The organism is Desulfurococcus sp. (genome assembly GCF_038881575.1).
In the GTDB taxonomy this organism is placed as follows: Archaea; Thermoproteota; Thermoprotei_A; order Sulfolobales; family Desulfurococcaceae; genus Desulfurococcus.
In genome coordinates this window covers 232225-249961 of record NZ_JAVZPN010000001.1, presented here as the reverse complement: position 1 = coordinate 249961, position 17737 = coordinate 232225, and the positions used below count along the sequence as shown (strand labels likewise).

At 47.7% G+C, this 17737-nt stretch carries 19 protein-coding genes; 7 read left to right on the top strand and 12 right to left on the bottom strand.

Going from position 1 to position 17737, the window contains the following annotated elements:
* Window positions 1-209 precede the first annotated feature (209 nt).
* Window positions 210-755: an LOG family protein gene (locus tag QXV08_RS01250; protein ID WP_342784120.1), complete on the bottom strand. Its 546-nt coding sequence runs from the start codon at window positions 753-755 to the stop codon at window positions 210-212.
* An 85-nt stretch (window positions 756-840) separates the two neighbouring features.
* On the opposite strand from QXV08_RS01250, the gene QXV08_RS01245 reads away from it, so the two are divergent.
* Both QXV08_RS01245 and QXV08_RS01240 read left to right on the top strand, forming a co-directional pair.
* Window positions 841-1353: a hypothetical protein gene (locus tag QXV08_RS01245; protein WP_342784119.1), complete on the top strand. Its 513-nt coding sequence runs from the start codon at window positions 841-843 to the stop codon at window positions 1351-1353.
* Window positions 1346-2218, top strand: a complete 873-nt coding sequence (locus QXV08_RS01240) for a DUF4350 domain-containing protein (RefSeq protein WP_342784118.1) — start codon at window positions 1346-1348, stop codon at window positions 2216-2218. The genes QXV08_RS01245 and QXV08_RS01240 overlap by 8 nt, the downstream gene beginning before the upstream one ends.
* Window positions 2219-2253: 35 nt before the next feature.
* Here QXV08_RS01240 and QXV08_RS01235 read toward each other — a convergent pair whose 3' ends face one another.
* Genes QXV08_RS01235 through gcvT form a run of 5 tightly spaced genes read right to left on the bottom strand, consistent with a single transcriptional unit; the run spans window position 2254 to window position 6849 of the window.
* On the bottom strand, window positions 2254-3114 hold the full coding sequence (locus QXV08_RS01235) for a spermidine synthase (protein ID WP_342784117.1): 861 nt from the start codon (window positions 3112-3114) through the stop codon (window positions 2254-2256).
* A 1-nt stretch (window position 3115) separates the two neighbouring features.
* A complete protein-coding gene (gene deoC / locus QXV08_RS01230; RefSeq protein ID WP_342784116.1) occupies window positions 3116-3820 on the bottom strand; it encodes a deoxyribose-phosphate aldolase in 705 nt (234 codons plus the stop codon).
* Between the two features lie 56 nt (window positions 3821-3876).
* On the bottom strand, window positions 3877-4305 hold the full coding sequence (gene gcvH, locus QXV08_RS01225) for a glycine cleavage system protein GcvH (protein ID WP_342786669.1): 429 nt from the start codon (window positions 4303-4305) through the stop codon (window positions 3877-3879).
* Between the two features lie 36 nt (window positions 4306-4341).
* Window positions 4342-5688 carry a serine hydroxymethyltransferase gene (gene glyA, locus QXV08_RS01220; RefSeq protein WP_342788424.1) on the bottom strand — a complete coding sequence of 449 codons (1347 nt, stop codon included), beginning with the start codon at window positions 5686-5688 and terminating at the stop codon, window positions 4342-4344.
* A 51-nt stretch (window positions 5689-5739) separates the two neighbouring features.
* Entirely contained in the window at window positions 5740-6849 is a 1110-nt protein-coding gene (gcvT, locus tag QXV08_RS01215; protein ID WP_342786581.1) for a glycine cleavage system aminomethyltransferase GcvT, read from the bottom strand.
* Window positions 6850-6947: 98 nt separating this feature from the next.
* On the opposite strand from gcvT, the gene gcvPA reads away from it, so the two are divergent.
* The 3 genes from gcvPA to lpdA are packed head-to-tail and all read left to right on the top strand — an operon-like array spanning window position 6948 to window position 11298.
* Window positions 6948-8366 carry an aminomethyl-transferring glycine dehydrogenase subunit GcvPA gene (gcvPA, locus tag QXV08_RS01210; protein WP_342786609.1) on the top strand — a complete coding sequence of 473 codons (1419 nt, stop codon included), beginning with the start codon at window positions 6948-6950 and terminating at the stop codon, window positions 8364-8366.
* On the top strand, window positions 8366-9931 hold the full coding sequence (gene gcvPB, locus QXV08_RS01205) for an aminomethyl-transferring glycine dehydrogenase subunit GcvPB (RefSeq protein ID WP_342786582.1): 1566 nt from the start codon (window positions 8366-8368) through the stop codon (window positions 9929-9931). The genes gcvPA and gcvPB overlap by 1 nt, the downstream gene beginning before the upstream one ends.
* Window positions 9928-11298: a dihydrolipoyl dehydrogenase gene (lpdA, locus tag QXV08_RS01200; protein ID WP_342786583.1), complete on the top strand. Its 1371-nt coding sequence runs from the start codon at window positions 9928-9930 to the stop codon at window positions 11296-11298. Before gcvPB ends, lpdA begins: the two co-directional genes overlap by 4 nt.
* Window positions 11299-11316: 18 nt before the next feature.
* Here the strand turns inward: lpdA and QXV08_RS01195 are convergent, their stop codons facing one another.
* Both QXV08_RS01195 and QXV08_RS01190 read right to left on the bottom strand, forming a co-directional pair.
* Entirely contained in the window at window positions 11317-12096 is a 780-nt protein-coding gene (locus QXV08_RS01195; protein WP_342786584.1) for a hypothetical protein, read from the bottom strand.
* Entirely contained in the window at window positions 12096-13361 is a 1266-nt protein-coding gene (locus QXV08_RS01190; protein WP_342788100.1) for a mannosyl-3-phosphoglycerate synthase, read from the bottom strand. Before QXV08_RS01190 ends, QXV08_RS01195 begins: the two co-directional genes overlap by 1 nt.
* Window positions 13362-13462: 101 nt before the next feature.
* Between QXV08_RS01190 and QXV08_RS01185 the strand changes: the two genes are divergently transcribed.
* Complete coding sequence (locus tag QXV08_RS01185) at window positions 13463-14281, top strand: hypothetical protein (RefSeq protein WP_342786586.1); 819 nt, start codon at window positions 13463-13465, stop codon at window positions 14279-14281.
* A gap of 42 nt (window positions 14282-14323) precedes the next feature.
* On the opposite strand, the gene QXV08_RS01180 is transcribed toward QXV08_RS01185, so the two are convergent.
* The 3 genes from QXV08_RS01180 to QXV08_RS01170 all read right to left on the bottom strand — a co-directional run bounded on the left by QXV08_RS01180 (window position 14324) and on the right by QXV08_RS01170 (window position 16150).
* Window positions 14324-14611 carry a hypothetical protein gene (locus QXV08_RS01180; RefSeq protein WP_342786587.1) on the bottom strand — a complete coding sequence of 96 codons (288 nt, stop codon included), beginning with the start codon at window positions 14609-14611 and terminating at the stop codon, window positions 14324-14326.
* A gap of 2 nt (window positions 14612-14613) precedes the next feature.
* Entirely contained in the window at window positions 14614-14874 is a 261-nt protein-coding gene (locus QXV08_RS01175; RefSeq protein WP_342786588.1) for a TIGR00304 family membrane protein, read from the bottom strand.
* A gap of 76 nt (window positions 14875-14950) precedes the next feature.
* On the bottom strand, window positions 14951-16150 hold the full coding sequence (locus tag QXV08_RS01170; protein WP_342786589.1) for an MFS transporter: 1200 nt from the start codon (window positions 16148-16150) through the stop codon (window positions 14951-14953).
* Window positions 16151-16231: 81 nt separating this feature from the next.
* Between QXV08_RS01170 and QXV08_RS01165 the strand changes: the two genes are divergently transcribed.
* Entirely contained in the window at window positions 16232-16744 is a 513-nt protein-coding gene (locus tag QXV08_RS01165) for a magnesium-dependent phosphatase-1 (RefSeq protein WP_342786590.1), read from the top strand.
* A 15-nt stretch (window positions 16745-16759) separates the two neighbouring features.
* Here QXV08_RS01165 and QXV08_RS01160 read toward each other — a convergent pair whose 3' ends face one another.
* Complete coding sequence (locus QXV08_RS01160) at window positions 16760-17731, bottom strand: ABC transporter ATP-binding protein (RefSeq protein WP_342786610.1); 972 nt, start codon at window positions 17729-17731, stop codon at window positions 16760-16762.
* Between the last annotated feature and the right edge of the window lie 6 nt (window positions 17732-17737).

Sequence of the window (17737 nt, the reverse complement as noted above, 5' to 3'; positions counted from 1 at the left end):
GTGGCTTCATTAATGTAGAAACTTCTATTAGGGTTACTCGTAGATGCCGACCCAATGCCGTTGTACTCGATGAACACATATGAACCCGCAGTGATACCTCAATCCCTAGACTAGGTGGGGCCCCGCCACTAATATATAGGACACGATGGTTTCAAGCAAAATAAAGTCGTAGAGGGGAATAGTGGAATACGTGTGAGTAGGATGAAACCTTATCCATGAATCCTCTTTAAGCTCGGAGCCCTCTGTGATGCAAGGAATAAGCATGCATCCCTCGCTAGTTTAACAGGGTCCTCATACACCTTTAACTCAGCCAGTCTCCTCTCATCAATATAGGGGGTGAATACCTCTAGCTTATCCGAGGCTAATCCAGTCTTCAGTAAGTACACTGGTTTACCCATGCTATAGGCGAGTAAGACCTCTATCATCGTGCCCACTCCCCCGCCGAGGGCTATTAGGATATCGCCGCTTCTAACCAATAGTATGCTGCGTGCCTCCGGAGTCAGCCCTGTTTTAACCACTATTGCTTCACCAGGGTACTCCATGTCCTCCCTCTCAGCGTAAGGATAGACGACGACCCTGAACCCGTGTGAGAGTGCTTCATCAACTATGGTCTTCATTAACCCCCAGTATCCTCCTACAGCTATAACTACGTCATCTAAGCAGTACCGGGACAGCTCCCCTATAATGATCCTGGCGGCACTGGCATGCCGCTCGCTTGGTGGACCGCTATACGCGGCTATGGCTATAGTCTTCATCCGGGACACCCGTGGTATATGAAAATATTATATCCGGCACCCATATAATAAAACCAGGTCACCTTGGTGGAGAAGGGCGAATCAATTGAGTTCACCGAGATACCTACCGCTCCCCGAGCCCGTGATCACCCCTGGTGAAAACCCTGCTGAAGGCATGAACCATAGTATTGTATCTACGACCACTGGTATTCATGGCACCACGGTAGGCCCTCTACAGCAGGGTGCATCGACACCATTACTCATACTACTCGTCGCCGCCTCGCTACTCATAATAGCATTACTCGTATTATCCATTGCCTCGGCGAGGATACCCCAGGGTTCAACCATGTTTAAGATCTCCATGAGCAAGGAGGATGAATTGAGAATACAGTACTCCTACACAGGGGTTAAGGAGATACTGTGGCGCACCCTGAGAAAGCTTAGGAGTATCCATGGATGCGGCACGTGTACGCCGAGGGAGCTGGCCCGTCTAAGGATCTCCACGGTCTTGAAGAGGTTTAGCGAGGTATATGAGGACGTTGTATACGGTGATCAACATAGAGATGATGCTTTAGAGGTTGTTAGACTCATCGAGGAGGGAGGTGGTTCAAGTGGTTAAAGTATACTGGCTCAGCGTATTCATCCTGCTACTACTTATAGCCGGGTGCTCCGGGCTACGGATAAGAGGGGGGCTGGTCGGGGATCCCCCCTCAATATACAATAACATGCCTGGTGGACTCACTATCTTCACCAGTAGCGAGGCATTGGAGAGGAGGGTGGATATCATCTACTCCTTAAACGATATATACAGGTATGACCCAGGTAAACACGCCTTGTTAATCGTGGGGCCTGATACACGCGTTGACGCCTCACCCCGGCTCAGGCAGTGGGTGGAGGATGGAGGGCTCGTCATCATAATGGATGAGACCATGAATACCGAGGAGTTGTTAAGGAGCTTCGACATATATTTGGAGAACACGCCGGCTATACAGGAGATATCTGTCGGCGTATGCAGCGTGGGAAACACGAATATAAAGGTCGTCTTCGACGTGTACACTGGGGTGTATTCGAGAAGCAACTACACGGTCTTATGCCGCGTCAACGATAAGACAACTGGTTTAAGCCGCAACATGGGTGGGGGAATGGTTGTCGCGATAGGTGATTCAAGCCTGGTTATTAACGAGGTTTTATCAAAGGAGGGGGCATGGTACGGTAACAGGTTATTCATAGATATGGTGACTAATGGGAGAGACCTTGTGGTATACGAGGGTGGTAGGACGTATACTTATTCATCGACCGGCGTAATTATACAGTACATCAGGGGGTTCATACTATTAGCGTCGAATGCTTTCCAGTCCATACTATATATACGTGACCCCCTCCTAAAGCTCCTGGCGGTGCTAACGATGATACTCATGGTTCTCACAGTAGTGCTTTTAAAACTAGGGCTCACAGTATCCCGCAGCCGGTTCCCCTGGCATTAGAGGATTAGTGTGGCATGTATATTTCAAAAAGATAATCAGTGCAGAGGCCTTAATACGCCGAGCATTAATAACCCGTTGTACCGCTCGCCATTAATGAACCTCGTCTTCACTCCTCTCTCCGCGAGCCTCTTGTCGAAGTCTCCCGGGGTAATACTCCTCGGGTCGAGGGCGTCTGATGCAATGATGAAGTTAACGTTTAACCCGAAGCTGGGTATCCATATATTATACTCCGCCATATACTTGAAGACCCTTCTAATATTACCGGCTACATAATCGTACTCGCTTGTATAGAAGTAGCTGCTTCCAGCCTGTGTGACTAGAACACCGTTATCGCTTAGTATTCTTTTAACGCTCCTATAGAATCCCTCACTGTATAAGGGCTTCGCCGCCTCGCCAGCGTAGGGATCCGTGAGATCCATTATCGCTACATCAAAATACTTGTCCGGTGCCTCAGCCACGTATTTAAATCCATCCATGATGAGCACCCTTGACCTCGGATCATTGAAGCTCCCCTGGTGCATGTGTTCAAGATACTTCTTCGAGAACTCTACCACCACGGGATCGATATCCACCATCACGGCTTCCTTAACAGTATTATGCTTTAAGACCTCCCTGAGCGTTGCCCCCTCGCCGCCGCCGATGATTAGAACCCTGGATGGCTCCGGGTGGAGCACCATCGCTGGGTGGACGAGTAGTTCATGGTATAATGCTTCATCGGCTTCCGTGCTCTGTATAAAGTTATCTATTATAAGCGCCTTACCGAAGCCATCTAGCTCGGCGAATATTATCTCCTGGTACGGTGATTTCTCAACAGCGTATACCTTGAGGACCTTTAATAATAGCTTGAATGATCTACCGGCTGGTTCAAATAAGTATAATCCCTCGTCGCCGGGCACTCTACTTCTCCTCCTTAATCCTTATAAAGTCCTCGATTATCTTATCCCCTGAACTAGTGCCTATCCTAGATGCGCCTGCAGCTATTAATGCCAGGGCATCTAGCCCACGTCTTATACCGCCCGATGCCTTCACGCCTATCCTACCGGATGCCGCCTTATATAATATGTCTACGTCATGTACTGTTGCAACTGATCCAAGGAACCCTGTACATGTTTTCACGAAGTCCGCCCCTGCCTCCACGACTAGTTCCGTCGCCTTCTTCTTCTCCTCGTCGCTGAGTAACCCGGTCTCGATGATCACCTTAACGGCTCTAGCCCCCTTGGACTTAGCTGCCTCAACAACTCCCCTGATATCCCTCTTAACGTACTCATAGTTCCTCGACTTAAACAAGTTTATGTTCATAACCATGTCTATCTCGCTTGCACCCTGCTCAACAGCTTCAATGGCCTCAGCTATTTTCACCCTTGTAGACGTGTTACCGAGTGGGAAGCCTACTACTACGCCAACATCTATTGTTCTACCAGCTGCCTCCCTCACATACTCGACGAGTGAGAGGGGGATCATGAGTAGTTTAAACCCGTATCTCCTAGTGTCCTCGATGTATTTATCAAGCAGCTTTAAATCAGCCTCGGGCTTCAGTAAAGTATGATCAATCATGCCTGCCAGCTCTCTCACACCCAGCTTCTCAACGAGCCGTGTAAACAAGTAAACCACCTCTTTATTTCTCGTGGTTATACAGTGGATTAGAAACGGTTAAAAAACTAGTGTTGTTTCCCGCTCCTTATTTTCTCAGAGTATTTCTCAGGAGTGTATAGCTCCTCAAACTCCTTCGGGTTCGATGGCTCGATAACGATGATCCATCCGGCTCCATAGGGATCCTTATTAATGAGCTCCGGGGTCGTGGAGAGCTCCTCATTCACCTCTACTATCCTACCGCTCACTGGTGCGTAATACGATGACGACGCCTTAATGGAGTCTATTATACCCAACTCCTCTCCTTTCCTCACTACTCTCCCGACCTCAGGTAGCTCAACCGAGACTATGTCCTTGAGCTCCTTCTGAGCGTAGTCGCTTATACCCACCCTGATCCTCCCGTTCTCGAGGAGGGCCCATTCATCTGTCTCAGTGTATCTTCTATCGGTTTTAACAATGTATTTCTTACCCTTAACCTCTACAATGACTTCACTCATGTATCCCACCATATATAGCTCTGTAGCCGGGGAATATTAGGTTTCCGCATGGAGCATTATCTTTAATAGTTTTACCTCATCCTCCCTCGTCAGCTTGAAGCCGTAGTGTATCTCCATGAACTCCTTCTTGAACTCCATGACTTTCTCCTTCACCTCAGCTGGGCTCCTCTTATCTATCACAACCATCCTCATGAGCCTAGCTATCTCCTTCATCTCGCCCTCCTTCATACCCCACCTGGTTAACTCCTGGGTTCCGAGTCTTAGCCCGCTTGGATCTTTGACATCCTCCGGCCTATCCCATGGCAGCATGTTCTTGTTGACTATGATGTAGGCGTCCTCTAGTAGCTTAGCTACCTTGGTGCCTCTGCCGAGCTCTGCAACGTCTACCACCACCTGGTGGCTCGTGGTGTAACCCTTACTCTCCATCACGACCTTGAAGCCCTCGCTTGCGAGGGCCTCTGCTAGTGCTTTAGCGTTTCTAACCACCTGCCTAGCGTACTCGGATCCCCAGAGCTTCATCTCTATTGCTGTAACAGCCATCGCGGCTAATCTATGGAGATGGTGGTTGGAGACGAACATTGGGAAGACGACTTTACCCATTTCCTTGTAGTCCTCCTCGTTTAAGGTAGCGAATACTCCGCCTTGTGGACCTGGGAACGTCTTATGTGTTGATGAGGTGATTACGTCTGCCCCGAGCTTCAACGGGTTCTCCCATACACCTCCAACTATTAAGCCTAAGACATGAGCCACGTCATGTATTACCTTAGCCCCCACGCTGTGAGCTGCCTCAGCAATCTCCTTGGTTGGATGCGGGAATAGGTAGAGTGAACCGCCCAGCGTCACTATCTTCGGCTTGACTTCTTCAATGAGCTTCCTGGCTTTATCAACATCTATGTTCCACTCCTCTATATCGAACGGCATCTCAATCTGCTCTATGCCCAGTGCTCCAAGGGTCCCATACCTGGTGTGGCTTACGTGTGCACCGGCTTGGACAGGGGCCACTACTGCTTTGTCGCCTGGCTTCGTGAATGTTCTAAAGGCTGTTGCATTCGCCGTTGTACCGCTTATAGGTCTTAAATCCACGTATTTAGTGCCTAGGAGGTCGCCCATTAACTCCTGGGCTTTAACCTCCAGCTCATCAACGTATATGAGCCCCTGGTAGAACCTCTTATACGGCTTCCCCTCTGCATACCTGTGCATCATGTCGTTCAGGTACACGAGCATTGCAAGGGGTGACATAACATTCTCGCTTGCAATCATGTTTATTGTTTGACGCTTCCTCCATACTGTGTGGTTTATGGTGATGCTTAATACCTGGTTGAGGTCTGGATACATTTCTCTAAGGGCATCTATGCCTAGGGCTTCACCTGATTCATACACCAATTTCAATCCACCTACACTGCTTTCACTATGTCTTCACGATCCTATAAATGCTCATTTCTTTATGAATGGGAAGTCAACGATTTTAGCAGGGTATCGCTTCCCCCTTATATCCACTGCTAACTCCTCACCGAATACAGCGTACCTGGCGTCTACATAAGCCATCGCTATACCCCTGTTGAGGACTGGGGAGTAGGTTCCACTAGTAACCCATCCAACCCATACATCATCAGAGTATACCCCGGCATCCTGCCGTGGAAACAGTCTCCCAGCCTCCTTACCCAGCTTTAACCCTACTCTAATCCATCTAACACCCTCACGCCTGCAGGCCCTTAATGCTTCCTCGCCTACGAAGCCCCTCTTCTCCCATGTGATTGCGCCGAGACCGTATCTCAGGCTTAGCGCGCATGGGAATTTCACCGGGTCCTCCCCGTACTCGTGCCCGCCCAGCACGAAGCCCATTTCTATACGCAGGGTGTCCCTGGCTATCAACCCGGCTAGTTTAACCCCTTTCGAGACAAGTAGGTCGACCAGCCTCCTTATCTCACCGTGTTCACCCCAGATCTCGAATCCATCCTCACCAGTCCACCCGCTTCTACTCACTAGGAAGGTTTTGACCCCGTGTATCTCCTCATTCATACGGAACTCCAGGATCTTGAGGTCGCCCGCCCACTTTGCTCCAAGCGACTCCATTACTTCTGTTGCACGGGGGCCTTGTAGGGCTATCATAGAGTAATTGAATGTTAAATCCATTATTTCAACCCTGAATCCCTTCTCGCTCCTTACTTTCTCAAAGTAGTTTAGCATCGACTCCCTGGCTAAGGCGTTTGTTACCAGGAGCCACTCTTCATCGCTTACCTTATACATCATTTCATCGTCTTTTACTCTAGCCCATTGATTCAATGCCAGCATCGGGCCGCTCATAAAGTACTCCTTTGTCTTACTGATGTCCTTGGTGTATATGTATTGAGCGAATGGTAATACATCGGGGCCTTTTAACAGTATTCTCCCCATGTGGGATACGTCGAAGAGCCCAACGCTTGTTCTCACAGCCATATGCTCCTCGATAGCGTTGGTATAGCGGTATGGTACCTCCCATTCCCCGAATAAGCCTGCTTCAGCCCCTTTCTCAATATAGTATTCGAGTAAAGGTATCCTGGGCATTTTATACACCATGGTTTTAATGTTGTGTATCTAAGTATTTATAGGTTCCATACATAGTGGTAGCTATATATACCTTGAAGCCATTATTTGTTTACTGGGTGGTTGAAACGAGGCCTCATCCTTGGATACCTGGTTCCACTGAGGAATCACTCAAGAAAATACTGGATGCAATAGGCGTTAAAAGCATCACCGAGCTCTTCAACGATATACCAAGGGAGATACTGGTAGGGGAAGACGAGTGGAATAGGCTGGAGATAGGTGTAGGGAGGCCTTTATCCGAGATAGAGGTCAAAGAAGTCGTTGATGAAAAGCTGGCTAGAAACAGGGTTTTCAATCCCCCGCCATTCATGGGTGGAGGGGTTTACCCCCACTACGTGCCCCCTATTGTTAAATACATTATCTCAAGGGGGGAGTTTCTCACGGCATATACACCCTACCAGGCCGAGATATCTCAGGGATTGATGCAGGCCCTCTTCGAGTATCAGAGCATGATGGCTGAGCTGCTTGAGATGGATATAGTTAATGCATCAATGTATGATTGGTCCTCATCCATCGCCGAGGCCGTGTTAATGGCTTTCAGAGTTAGAAAGGGGAGGAGGAAGATCCTGCTACCAGCCAACATGAACCCCCTCCATAAAAGGGTTGTGGAAACATATGTCAAACCCCATGGATTAAAGCTGGAAACCATACCCTATGACAGGGAGCTGGGCACGGTGGATGTGGAGGCGCTTAAATCAATGATCGATAATGACACAGCGGCAGTGTACCTACAGTACCCCAACTTCTTCGGCATCGTGGAGGACAAGGCTAAAGCCGTTGGCGAGATAGCCCATGAGAAGCAGGCATTATTCATCACAGGTGTGTACCCGGTGGCCCTCGGGATCCTTAAGCCCCCTGGTGAACTAGACGCTGACATCGCTGTAGGCGAGGGGCAATCGCTTGGATTAGGCATGAACTATGGCGGCCCCTATCTCGGGATATTCGCCATCAAATACGATATGAACCTGGTTAGACAGATGCCTGGGAGGATAATAGGGTTGACGACGACCATTGATGGAGGAGACAAGGCATTCGCGATGGTGTGGCAGGCGAGGGAGCAGCATATAAGGAGGGAGAAGGCTACGTCCAACATATGCACTAATGAGGCATTGATGGCTGTGGCGGCAGCTGTTTACATGGCTCTGCTGGGTAGGACAGGGTTTAGAAGGCTGGCTGAGCTTATATACTATAGGGCTCACTACGCTGCAAGTAGGATGGGCGGGATCGGCTTGAGGAGAGTCTTCAAGGCGGAGTTCTTCAATGAATTCCCCGTCTCATTCAATGAGGCAGGGGTCAAGTACTCGGTGATACATGAGAAACTACTTGAGCACGGGTTACATGGAGGACTCTACATAGGCGGGTATTATCCTGAGCTAGGTGAGACAGCCCTATACGCCTTCACAGAACTACACTCCGTGAAGGCTATAGATAGGCTTATCGAGGTACTCGGCAAGGTGATCCGGGAGGTGGGCAGGTAATGAGTGGGTTCAGACAGGCTAGTAACAGGGAGCCATTAATATTCGAGCTCGGGGGCAAGGGTAGAATAGGCTTCCTGGTCCCAGAGCCGGAGGATGCAGTGAGGAAGCACGTGGACGGTGTAAACATACCGTCAGAGATGAAGAGGACAAGGGATCCAGAGCTCCCTGAGCTAAGCGAGGTCGAGGTTGTAAGGCACTTCACAAACCTCTCTCAAGCAGCATATGGAGTAGACAACGGCCCCGTCCCCCTGGGCTCGTGTACTATGAAGTATAACCCGAGGATAGCCTGGGAGATAGCCGGTGATCCAAGGATAGTTAATCTACACCCCTTACAGGATGAGAGAACAGTTCAGGGATTACTGGAGATCCTATATGAGCTCCAGAAATGGCTTGCAAACATAACTGGTATGGATACCTGTATACTGCATCCAGCGGCTGGAGCACATGGAGAGCTGGCCGGTGTATTAACTATAAGGAGGTACCATGAGGTAAAGAATCAACTGGATAAGAAGACGGATATAATAATACCTGACAGCGCGCATGGAACAAACCCGGCTAGCGCGGCGATGGCTGGTTTCAGGGTTATAGAGGTGCCTTCTGCTGAGGACGGCAACATAGATATGGAGGCGTTGAAATCCGTTGTAGGGGAGTCAACAGCTGGATTAATGATAACTAATCCGAGTACTCTAGGATTGTTCGAGGAGCATATACTAGAGATAGCAGAGCTCCTGCATAAGCATGACGCAATACTATACTATGACGGGGCAAACCTCAACGGGATAATGGGTTACGCGAGGCCCGGGGACATGGGCTTCGACATAGCCCACCTGAATATACATAAAACCTTCGGGGCACCCCATGGTGGAGGCGGCCCTGGAGCCGGGCCCATCTGTATAAAGGATAGGGTTGTCGATAGTGGAAAGAATATAATGCTCTCGGATCTCGCGCCAGGTTACAGGGTCGTCTACGATGAGTCAACAGGATTATACAGGGTAAAGGGACCCGGGGAGCATAGTGCTGGATTACTCAAGGCCTTCTTCGGCAATATAACGCCGCTGATATGGGGCTACGTATACATCCTGAGCATGGGTCCGCAGGGATTAAGGAGGGTCGCAGAGCATGCTGTACTCATAACCAACTACTTCATGAAGCTCATGGAGAACGTTAAAGGATATAGTATACCATATGGTAGAGGACGCTTCAGAAAGCACGAGGTGGTTTTGAGCGCGCAGCCCATGGCTGACGAGGTCGGGGTAACGGCTGAAGACGTTGCGAAGGGTCTGCTGGACGCTGGATTCTATGCCCCAACCATATACTTCCCGCTAATAGTCAAGGAGGCATTAATGACAGAGTTCACTGAGACCGAGACACCGGAGAACGTTGAGAAGTATGCTGAGAGACTCAAGGAGATCAGTAAGATAGCCTACAGCAATCCAAGCGAGCCTAAGACATGGCCAAGGAATACTAGTGTTGGAAGAGTTGATGTTCTCAAGGCCAATCACCCCAAGCATGTCACACCCACATGGAGAGTACATGTCAGGAGAATGAGGGGAGAAATTCAGTGAGATACGACGCGGTGGTAGTGGGCTCCGGCACGGGAGGCTACCCGGGAGCAATATACCTGGCTCAGAAGGGCTTAAAGATTGCAGTCGTAGAGGAGCACTTGATCGGTGGGGAATGCACTAACTACGGATGCGTGCCCAGTAAAGCTTTTTACCAGGTAGCGGAGGCCATTAGGAGCATTGAGAAGACCGGCGGCGAAGCCTCGGTTAAATGGGAGAGCCTGGTTGAATGGGTATCACAGGTGGTGAGGGAGAGCCGAGAGGGAATAAAAGGTTTATTCGAGTCGCACGGGATAGATGTAATAGAGGGCAGGGCCATCCTCAAGACGCAGCGTGAGATAGTTATTAGTGCCGGGGAGGAGAAGAAGCTGATTGAAGCCGGTAAAATACTTCTAGCCCTAGGGACAGACCCCTCGCCGATACCAGGGGTTTCATTCGACGGCGAGGGAATAATCAGTAACAGGGAAGCCCTATACATGAGGGAGAAACCCAGCGAAGTATTAATAATCGGTGGTGGAGTAATAGGTGTTGAACTAGCCAATATCTTCTCCTCTTTCAAGGTAGGTGTTACGGTAGTGGAGTTAATGGATCACATACTGCCCACAATGGATAGGGATGTCGCGCAGGCGTTGAAGACGCATCTCTCTTCAAGAGGCGTGAAGATATATGAGAAGACAACGGTTAAATCCGTAACTAAGACTGGCAGCAAATATTTAGTAGAGCTCTCAAACGGCTTGAAGCTTGAAGTGGATAAGGTATTAATAGCAACTGGGAGAAAGCCTAGAACCAGGGAAGCCGGATTAATTGAGAACAATATAGTACTGGATCAGAAGGGCTTCATAAAGATAAATGAGAGACAGGAGACAAGCATACCAGGCATATACGCCTCAGGCGATGTCGTCGGGGGACCACTACTCGCTCACAAGGCTATATTAGAGAGTATTTCAGCGGCTAGATGGATGAGTGGTGAGGAGGGCTTCCACATAGACTACTCAGCCATACCCTCCACTATATTCACAGGGCTTGAAATCGCGTCAATAGGTTATACTGAGAAGGAGTTAACGAGCAAGGGGGTGAAATATGTCAAGGTGAGGATACCGGCCTACTATCTCTCGGCAGTAAAGATTAAGGGCGGCAAGCAATCCTTCATAAAGGTATTGCTTGATGAGAGGCAGGAGAAGATACTTGGAGTACATATAGTTGCCCCCAATGCCTCAGAGGTTATCTCAGCATATATACCACTATACCTTGGTAAAATAGGCTTCGGAGACGCCTCCAGGATACCCTACCCGCATCTAACAGTATCCGAGTCCCTTAGGGACCTCGCCGAGTACCTGCTAGGTAATCCAGTGCACTTACTCAGGAAGTAGGTTTTTCACTCTCAGCAACTATATCAATAATGATTTTTCAATACTCCATATCCAGCCATACGGCGGCTCATAAGGAATCCTGGTATGCCATTTACGTAGCCAGCCACCATTATATCCGACTATAATAGGGTGGCTGGTTAACTCGAGGAAATCATCTATTACGCTGTCTCCAATACCTATTAAAACACTATATTTAAACCAAGGAGTTTTAAGAAGAGCCTCGAGCGCCTTCTTCTTACTAATTGAGATACCCGCGTATATTAGTGAGCCATGCCTCACAGTGCTTAACCCTTTCCCGGTGAGAAACCCCTCTAATAGGGTGATGCATTCTTCGTCTCCAACATATATTGCATCATTAAACAACCTATGCCCGGCTAATCGTGCAAGATGGCTCGGTAGGTTTAGGATGGATGCTAGCTCGGCTGTGGATGCCTTGCTAATCCTTCTAGCGCTTTCACAGAGTTTAACCGAGTGATCAAGCAATGCATCTATTTCCGGGGTAATGAGTGAGAGAACGCTACAGTTCAACCCGTTGTATTCATAAAGGGGAAGCCCTGGCACAGGATACCTGCTACTGCATACGGCTCCCCCGTTCTCCGGTATCAGGATCACCTTGTCTAAATCTAGCTCGAGGGTTTCAAGTATATATAGGAGTTCATCAATGGTTTTAGCAGTGTTAAAGACCAATGTGAATCCGAGCGCCACTAGTTTTTCAACCCACGGCTTGACAACGTATAAGTCATCGGGGTTCTTTATCATGGTGTTATCTATATCCGTTACTAATACATGCTTATCCATTAAGCCCTCGACCCGAATTGATGTAATAGCTTGCTTTGAGCGATATATTCCTCTATGATCTTGACCGGGTTAACACCCTTGAGACTATATGTTCTAGGCTTAATCGGTTCAGCGTTATCAGCATACATCTTTAGTGCTTCCCTTATGCGTTTTGAAACCAGTTGATTGTTTAGTTTAGAGTAATATATGGCTCCAAGGCTCTCAGCCAGCATGCCCGCCAAGTGCTCATCTCCTTTCTCACTATGTATATGGGGGTTCAATGACTCTACTTGTAGTATTTTAACGCCCTCCTTGAAACCGCATGGTGAGCCATCCCTAGAACCTATGAAGCACTCGCTCAGTAGAAATGCGAGCTCATATGTTTCCACACTGAAACCCCCAGCCCACTCCATGTTTAACGCTAGCTCAGTACTTAATGCATGCTCCCCGCTGTTAGGGGTTTTAACTATATCGGTACCTATGCCTCTTGCAACGCTTAAAGCATAGTTTAAGACTTCCTCAACTATCTGGGATACTCTTCCCTTCCTCCTTAGAACAACCCGTTTGTCCCCACTAATTGTTTTCCCGAATAAGCTAATAAAGTACTTGATGAATGCGTCACTGATACCGGTTTCTTCGCCGTACTCGTATGCACCAGTTAGCTTGCCTTTATGGCTCCACACTATCCTAACCATCGAGTACTTGTGATTTAGATAGCTGAACCCTGTGTAGTATATCATGGCGTACTCGTGAATAGATCCAGGTATGTAATTATCGCTGTCAACGAAGCCGATGTATTCTGCCCCAAGCCACTTGGAGAACAATATGCTTAATAACATTCCCTCGCCTTTACCATACCTTACCAGGCCATTGCCGTCAAGCATTGAGGATAACCGGGTGTTTGTTAATACTGTGGACCATGCAGGGTCCCTCTGATGCACTAGTATTATATGCTTACCCGTCTGCTCATTCACTAGTTTAGCGACTTCAACTTCTTTCTCGAAAATATTATGCGGGGAAGCAGATACCACGATTACAGGCGACCACTCTGGTATAGCGTAAAGCGTGTTCCTGAACAGGAATAAATCCTCATCCTTCACTGGCACAACTATCACTGTTTTCTCGGCTATCCCGATTAATTCATCCATGCTGACCCTGTATCCTTCCCCACCGGTTTTAACTGAGCTAGCCATGGATAGTGTTTTAACAGGGCTTGTTATAGAGATGTCTCCAAAATGCTCGATAACCAGTGGTCTACTAATACGCATTTCTAAAACCTCTATCATAGGCTTTGAAATACTATACAATATTAAAATACTACAATACATCATTAATTTTCCTCAAACCTTAATTAACTTGTTCAAGGATAAATCACAGAGGTGTTATAATGCCAGGCGTTGAAGACGTGTTTTCCAGTTTATGGGAGTCATTCACTCTGGCTATTCCTGGAATAATTAGTGCATTGATATGGATAGTGGTGGGGATAGTTCTAGCTGTAATCATAGGTAGGATAATCAGAGATGTGGTGGAAAAGTATATTGAAGCCCCTCTCTCAAGCGCATCAATAGGGAGGATGCTCGTTTTCGCGGGTTTTAAAATGTCCTCGGTAGTGGAGTGGCTGGTTAAGGCATTAATCATCGCTTTAGCCATCAGCATCGCGTTCACATATATTCCCCTACCTAGCGCTGAGGGAGCTCTCATCCGTTCATCAATAATGTATCTGCCTAGACTGGTGATAGGTTTACTTATACTTATAATAGGATTATTCTTCTCGGTTATACTAGTGAAGAGCATAGCTTTCGCCATGAAGGAAACTTTTAGCGAGCAGTATAAGGGGCTCTCTACACTCGTTGAGAACATAATATTCGTGGGCTTACTCGCCATGATACTCTCGATATCGCTGGAAACCATGGGGATACCTGCCAAGGACCTCTACCCATTGATACTTGGCGCGTTAATAATGGTTCTAGGCGTGATAGTGTCCTCGGAGGCTACTCGGATGATCAGGACGATCAATCCCGGCTTCGAGAAGTACTCGCAGGTAGCGCAGTTCATAATACTAATACTATTTATAATAGTTGGCGTAACAGCTATGTTTGCACAGTACCAAATAGTCGGTGAAGTAGTGAAAATAGTCTCGATAGGGATATCTATAGGGGTGGGAGCAGCTACAGCATTCATACTGTATAAGGCGGTGAAGGACTAGGAGCTTCTCCAATAGAATGTATTCCCTAGTCAAGTATCCGTTTTACAAGCCCTGCTCCCCGCGTAGTCTCCTATACGTGGAGAACATGGTGATCAATAATATCACTGTTAATGCGAGTGCCAGTAGCACAGAGATAAATAGGAGCTCTGTGGAGTGTTCTCCGAACCCGAAGCATACAGGTATAAAGAATAATATTACGCATCCCCCGCCAGACACCGTGCCAGTGCCGGTGTCTTTAAATGATTCAAGCATGAAGAACACTATTGACAGCATCATTAACACCATCCCTAGGACCACTAATAAGTTCGCCGTCCTCGCAAGCACTGACACCTTTACATCACCCTTAATACATAGGGTATTAGAAATAGCAGGAACGCTATAAGCGATAGTATTATCGCTAAAATCATTAGCGTCTTACCTGCTTCCCTATTACTCCCTATCACTATGGGGATGGGGCCGATCACTATTACAGCACCACCGCTCATGCCGCCCTCGTTTCCCCGGGCTCCCTGGAGTAAGGCTGCCACTATGGCGAGGACTACACCTATGATGAAGACCACTAATCCAATGAAGAACACTAGTAGCGCCATCATCATGTGGCACCGCTTAAACCCGGCCCCTGTTAATCCATAGGTTGATGCGGGTTAATAAAAAATAAGTGGGGTTTGCTTAAACTATTTTCTCGTATAGATACGTCTCCCTAGCCAGTATGATTGATGCGAGTATACCGATGAATGCTATCAAGATGTTAATTATTACTGATACAGTGGGGTCGAGTATGCTTAGAACCGATTGAAGTACTGCAATACCGGTGAATAAAACTATGTTGAAGAACGCCACGCTCGTGCCCGATATCTTCGGATCATAGTACTCCTTCGCCATGGTTGGTGCAACAATGTGAAGGCCCTGGGATACCCCGAGAAGGGTTAGTGCAACTAGTAAGATACTTCTATCACGGCTTATACTGGATAGATACATGAGGATCCATGCAGCAGCTGATGCAGTGGTCGCCGCTATTAGGAATGGCTTCCTCCTCTTGTATTTATCGCTTAAGTAGCCGGTTGGGATGCACGAAGCCGCGAAGACTATTGCCAATACCATTAAGTAAATGCTGACTTCCTCCTTGCCAAGCAGGAATACTTTACTGAGATGTATCTGGCCCCACGCCGATTGATACGCTAATCCAAGTCCATATGATGCTACAGCAGCTATTCCAACGCCCCAGCTATGTGGATTCCTAGCAATTCTACCTATTAATAAGGCTTGCTTCAGGAAAGAGCTGTCCCCTTTCTTCCCGCCTGTATCGCTTGATGTAAGATATGTTAGGAGTGCTAGCGTGAATGCTGAAAGCGCTAGTATGATGTATGTTGATGAGAGGCCAATACTATTAAGCATTAGCCGGAGGGGGTATGTAGCGGCTATCGTACTTATACTGCCAGCGAATAACGCGTAAGAGGATAGCCTCCCTTGGTAGCTTATCTTAAAGCCAAGCGCAGCGGACCTCATATATGAGAGAAACACGACGCTCGCGGATACACCGATTAGAAGACGCCCAGCTACGAGTGTAACAGGGCTCGGCACACCCATTAATACTGTGCCAACCCCAAGCACTGTAAGCATTATTGATCCGATGCGTTTAACACCGTAATAATCGATCAAGGGTCCCGTGAAAAGCTGGCTTGCAGCATACCCGTAGAAGTAGGCGGAGGACATTATAGCCAGCAATAGGTCAGCATCTACACCGTAGTACCCCGAGTAGTAATCTATCTCCGGCTTCATAACTCCAGTCATGGTTCTATGAAAGTAGACCAGTACATATGCAGCCAGTAAAACAATGATAACCTTTATTGTCTTACTGGAAGCACTCATGGGTCACACCTTAATATAGGTAGGGGGGCGGTGGATTTAAATCTAGGCATTTTTAAAAACACTGTTAAACGGTGGACATGGATGGATCAATGCATTATATTATTCATGGATCTCGACGGCACCCTTTGGGATCACGGCGACATCTCGGTTCTCAAACCCCCGTTTACGAGGATCTCCGAGCTAGAGTTCACTGATTCACTTGGTGAAAGAGTTAGATTGAATGCCATGGCGCTAGAGATACTTAGATATGCCTTAAACCGTGGCTTCATTACTTCAACCCTCAGCTGGAATATGCCTGAGAAAGCCCTTGAGGCACTGAAGGTAATGGGGGTTGACAGGCTCTTCCACTATAATGCGATAGAGTATCACCCGGATAAAGCATCCATGGCCCTCAAAATACTTGGATCATTGAGAAGGGAGGGCAGATGCCTGGGTGGAGCATCCATCATATATATCGATGATAGAGAAATACACCTTGATGACATGAGAAAAGCACTGGGTAATCTACTCTACATTAAGGCCTGGTCCACCTGTAGAAGCACCCATGAGTGTGTAAACCTCATAGAGCAATGGCTTAGGCTGAAGCAAGGATGAGGAGATGGAAATGCTTTAGGGATTAGTGTAGAGCCAGCATGCCACATAATGCCCTTTCTCAACTTCTCTCAGAGGAGGGGTTTCTCTTCTACATATATCCTTTGCATATGGGCATCTAGGGTGGAACCTGCATCCAGTAGGTGGATTTATTGGTGATGGAGGTTCACCCTCTAGTTTAATCCTTTTCCTAGTTCTAGATATCTTTGGATCAGGTATTGGAACAGCAGAGAGCAACATCTGTGAGTATGGGTGCAACGGGTTATTGAATACTTGATCCGACCCACCTATCTCAACTAACTTGCCGAGATACATCACCCCAATCCTGTTGCTCATATACTTTACCACTGAGATATCGTGGGATATGAAGAGATAGGTGAGCCCGAATTTTCTCTGGAGATCCCTTAGTAATTCAAGCACCTGTGCCTGAACAGATACATCTAGCGCGGAGGTAGGTTCATCGAGAACGATGAACTTAGGCTTCAAGAGTATGGCTCTTAGAATAGCTACCCTCTGCTTCTGACCCCCGCTTAGCTCATGTGGGTACCTATATAAGAGTTCAGGATTCAACCCCACTAGCTTCATCTGATCGGCTAGGAAGTCCTCTATATCCCCCTGTATTTCAACATTATGCTCCCTTATGGGTTCTTCAAGTATCTCTGCAATAGTCATCCTTGGATTCAGAGAGGTATGCGGGTCCTGGAAGACCATCTGGGTATTTCTCCTGAACTCCTTGAGCTCGCTGCCTTTTAGCCTTGTTATGTCTTTACCCTCAAACATTATTTTTCCATCGGTTGGCTCATGCAGTAGTAGAAGGAGTTTTCCCAGCGTGGTCTTCCCGCACCCGCTTTCACCTACAAGACCCAGCGTCTCACCCTTATAGATGGAGAACGATACATCATCCACTGCCTTAACTAGTTTCGTTGAGAACAACCCTCTAACCTTGAAGTATTTCTTCAGGTTTACTACATCTATTAATGCCTCACTCATCCCTGT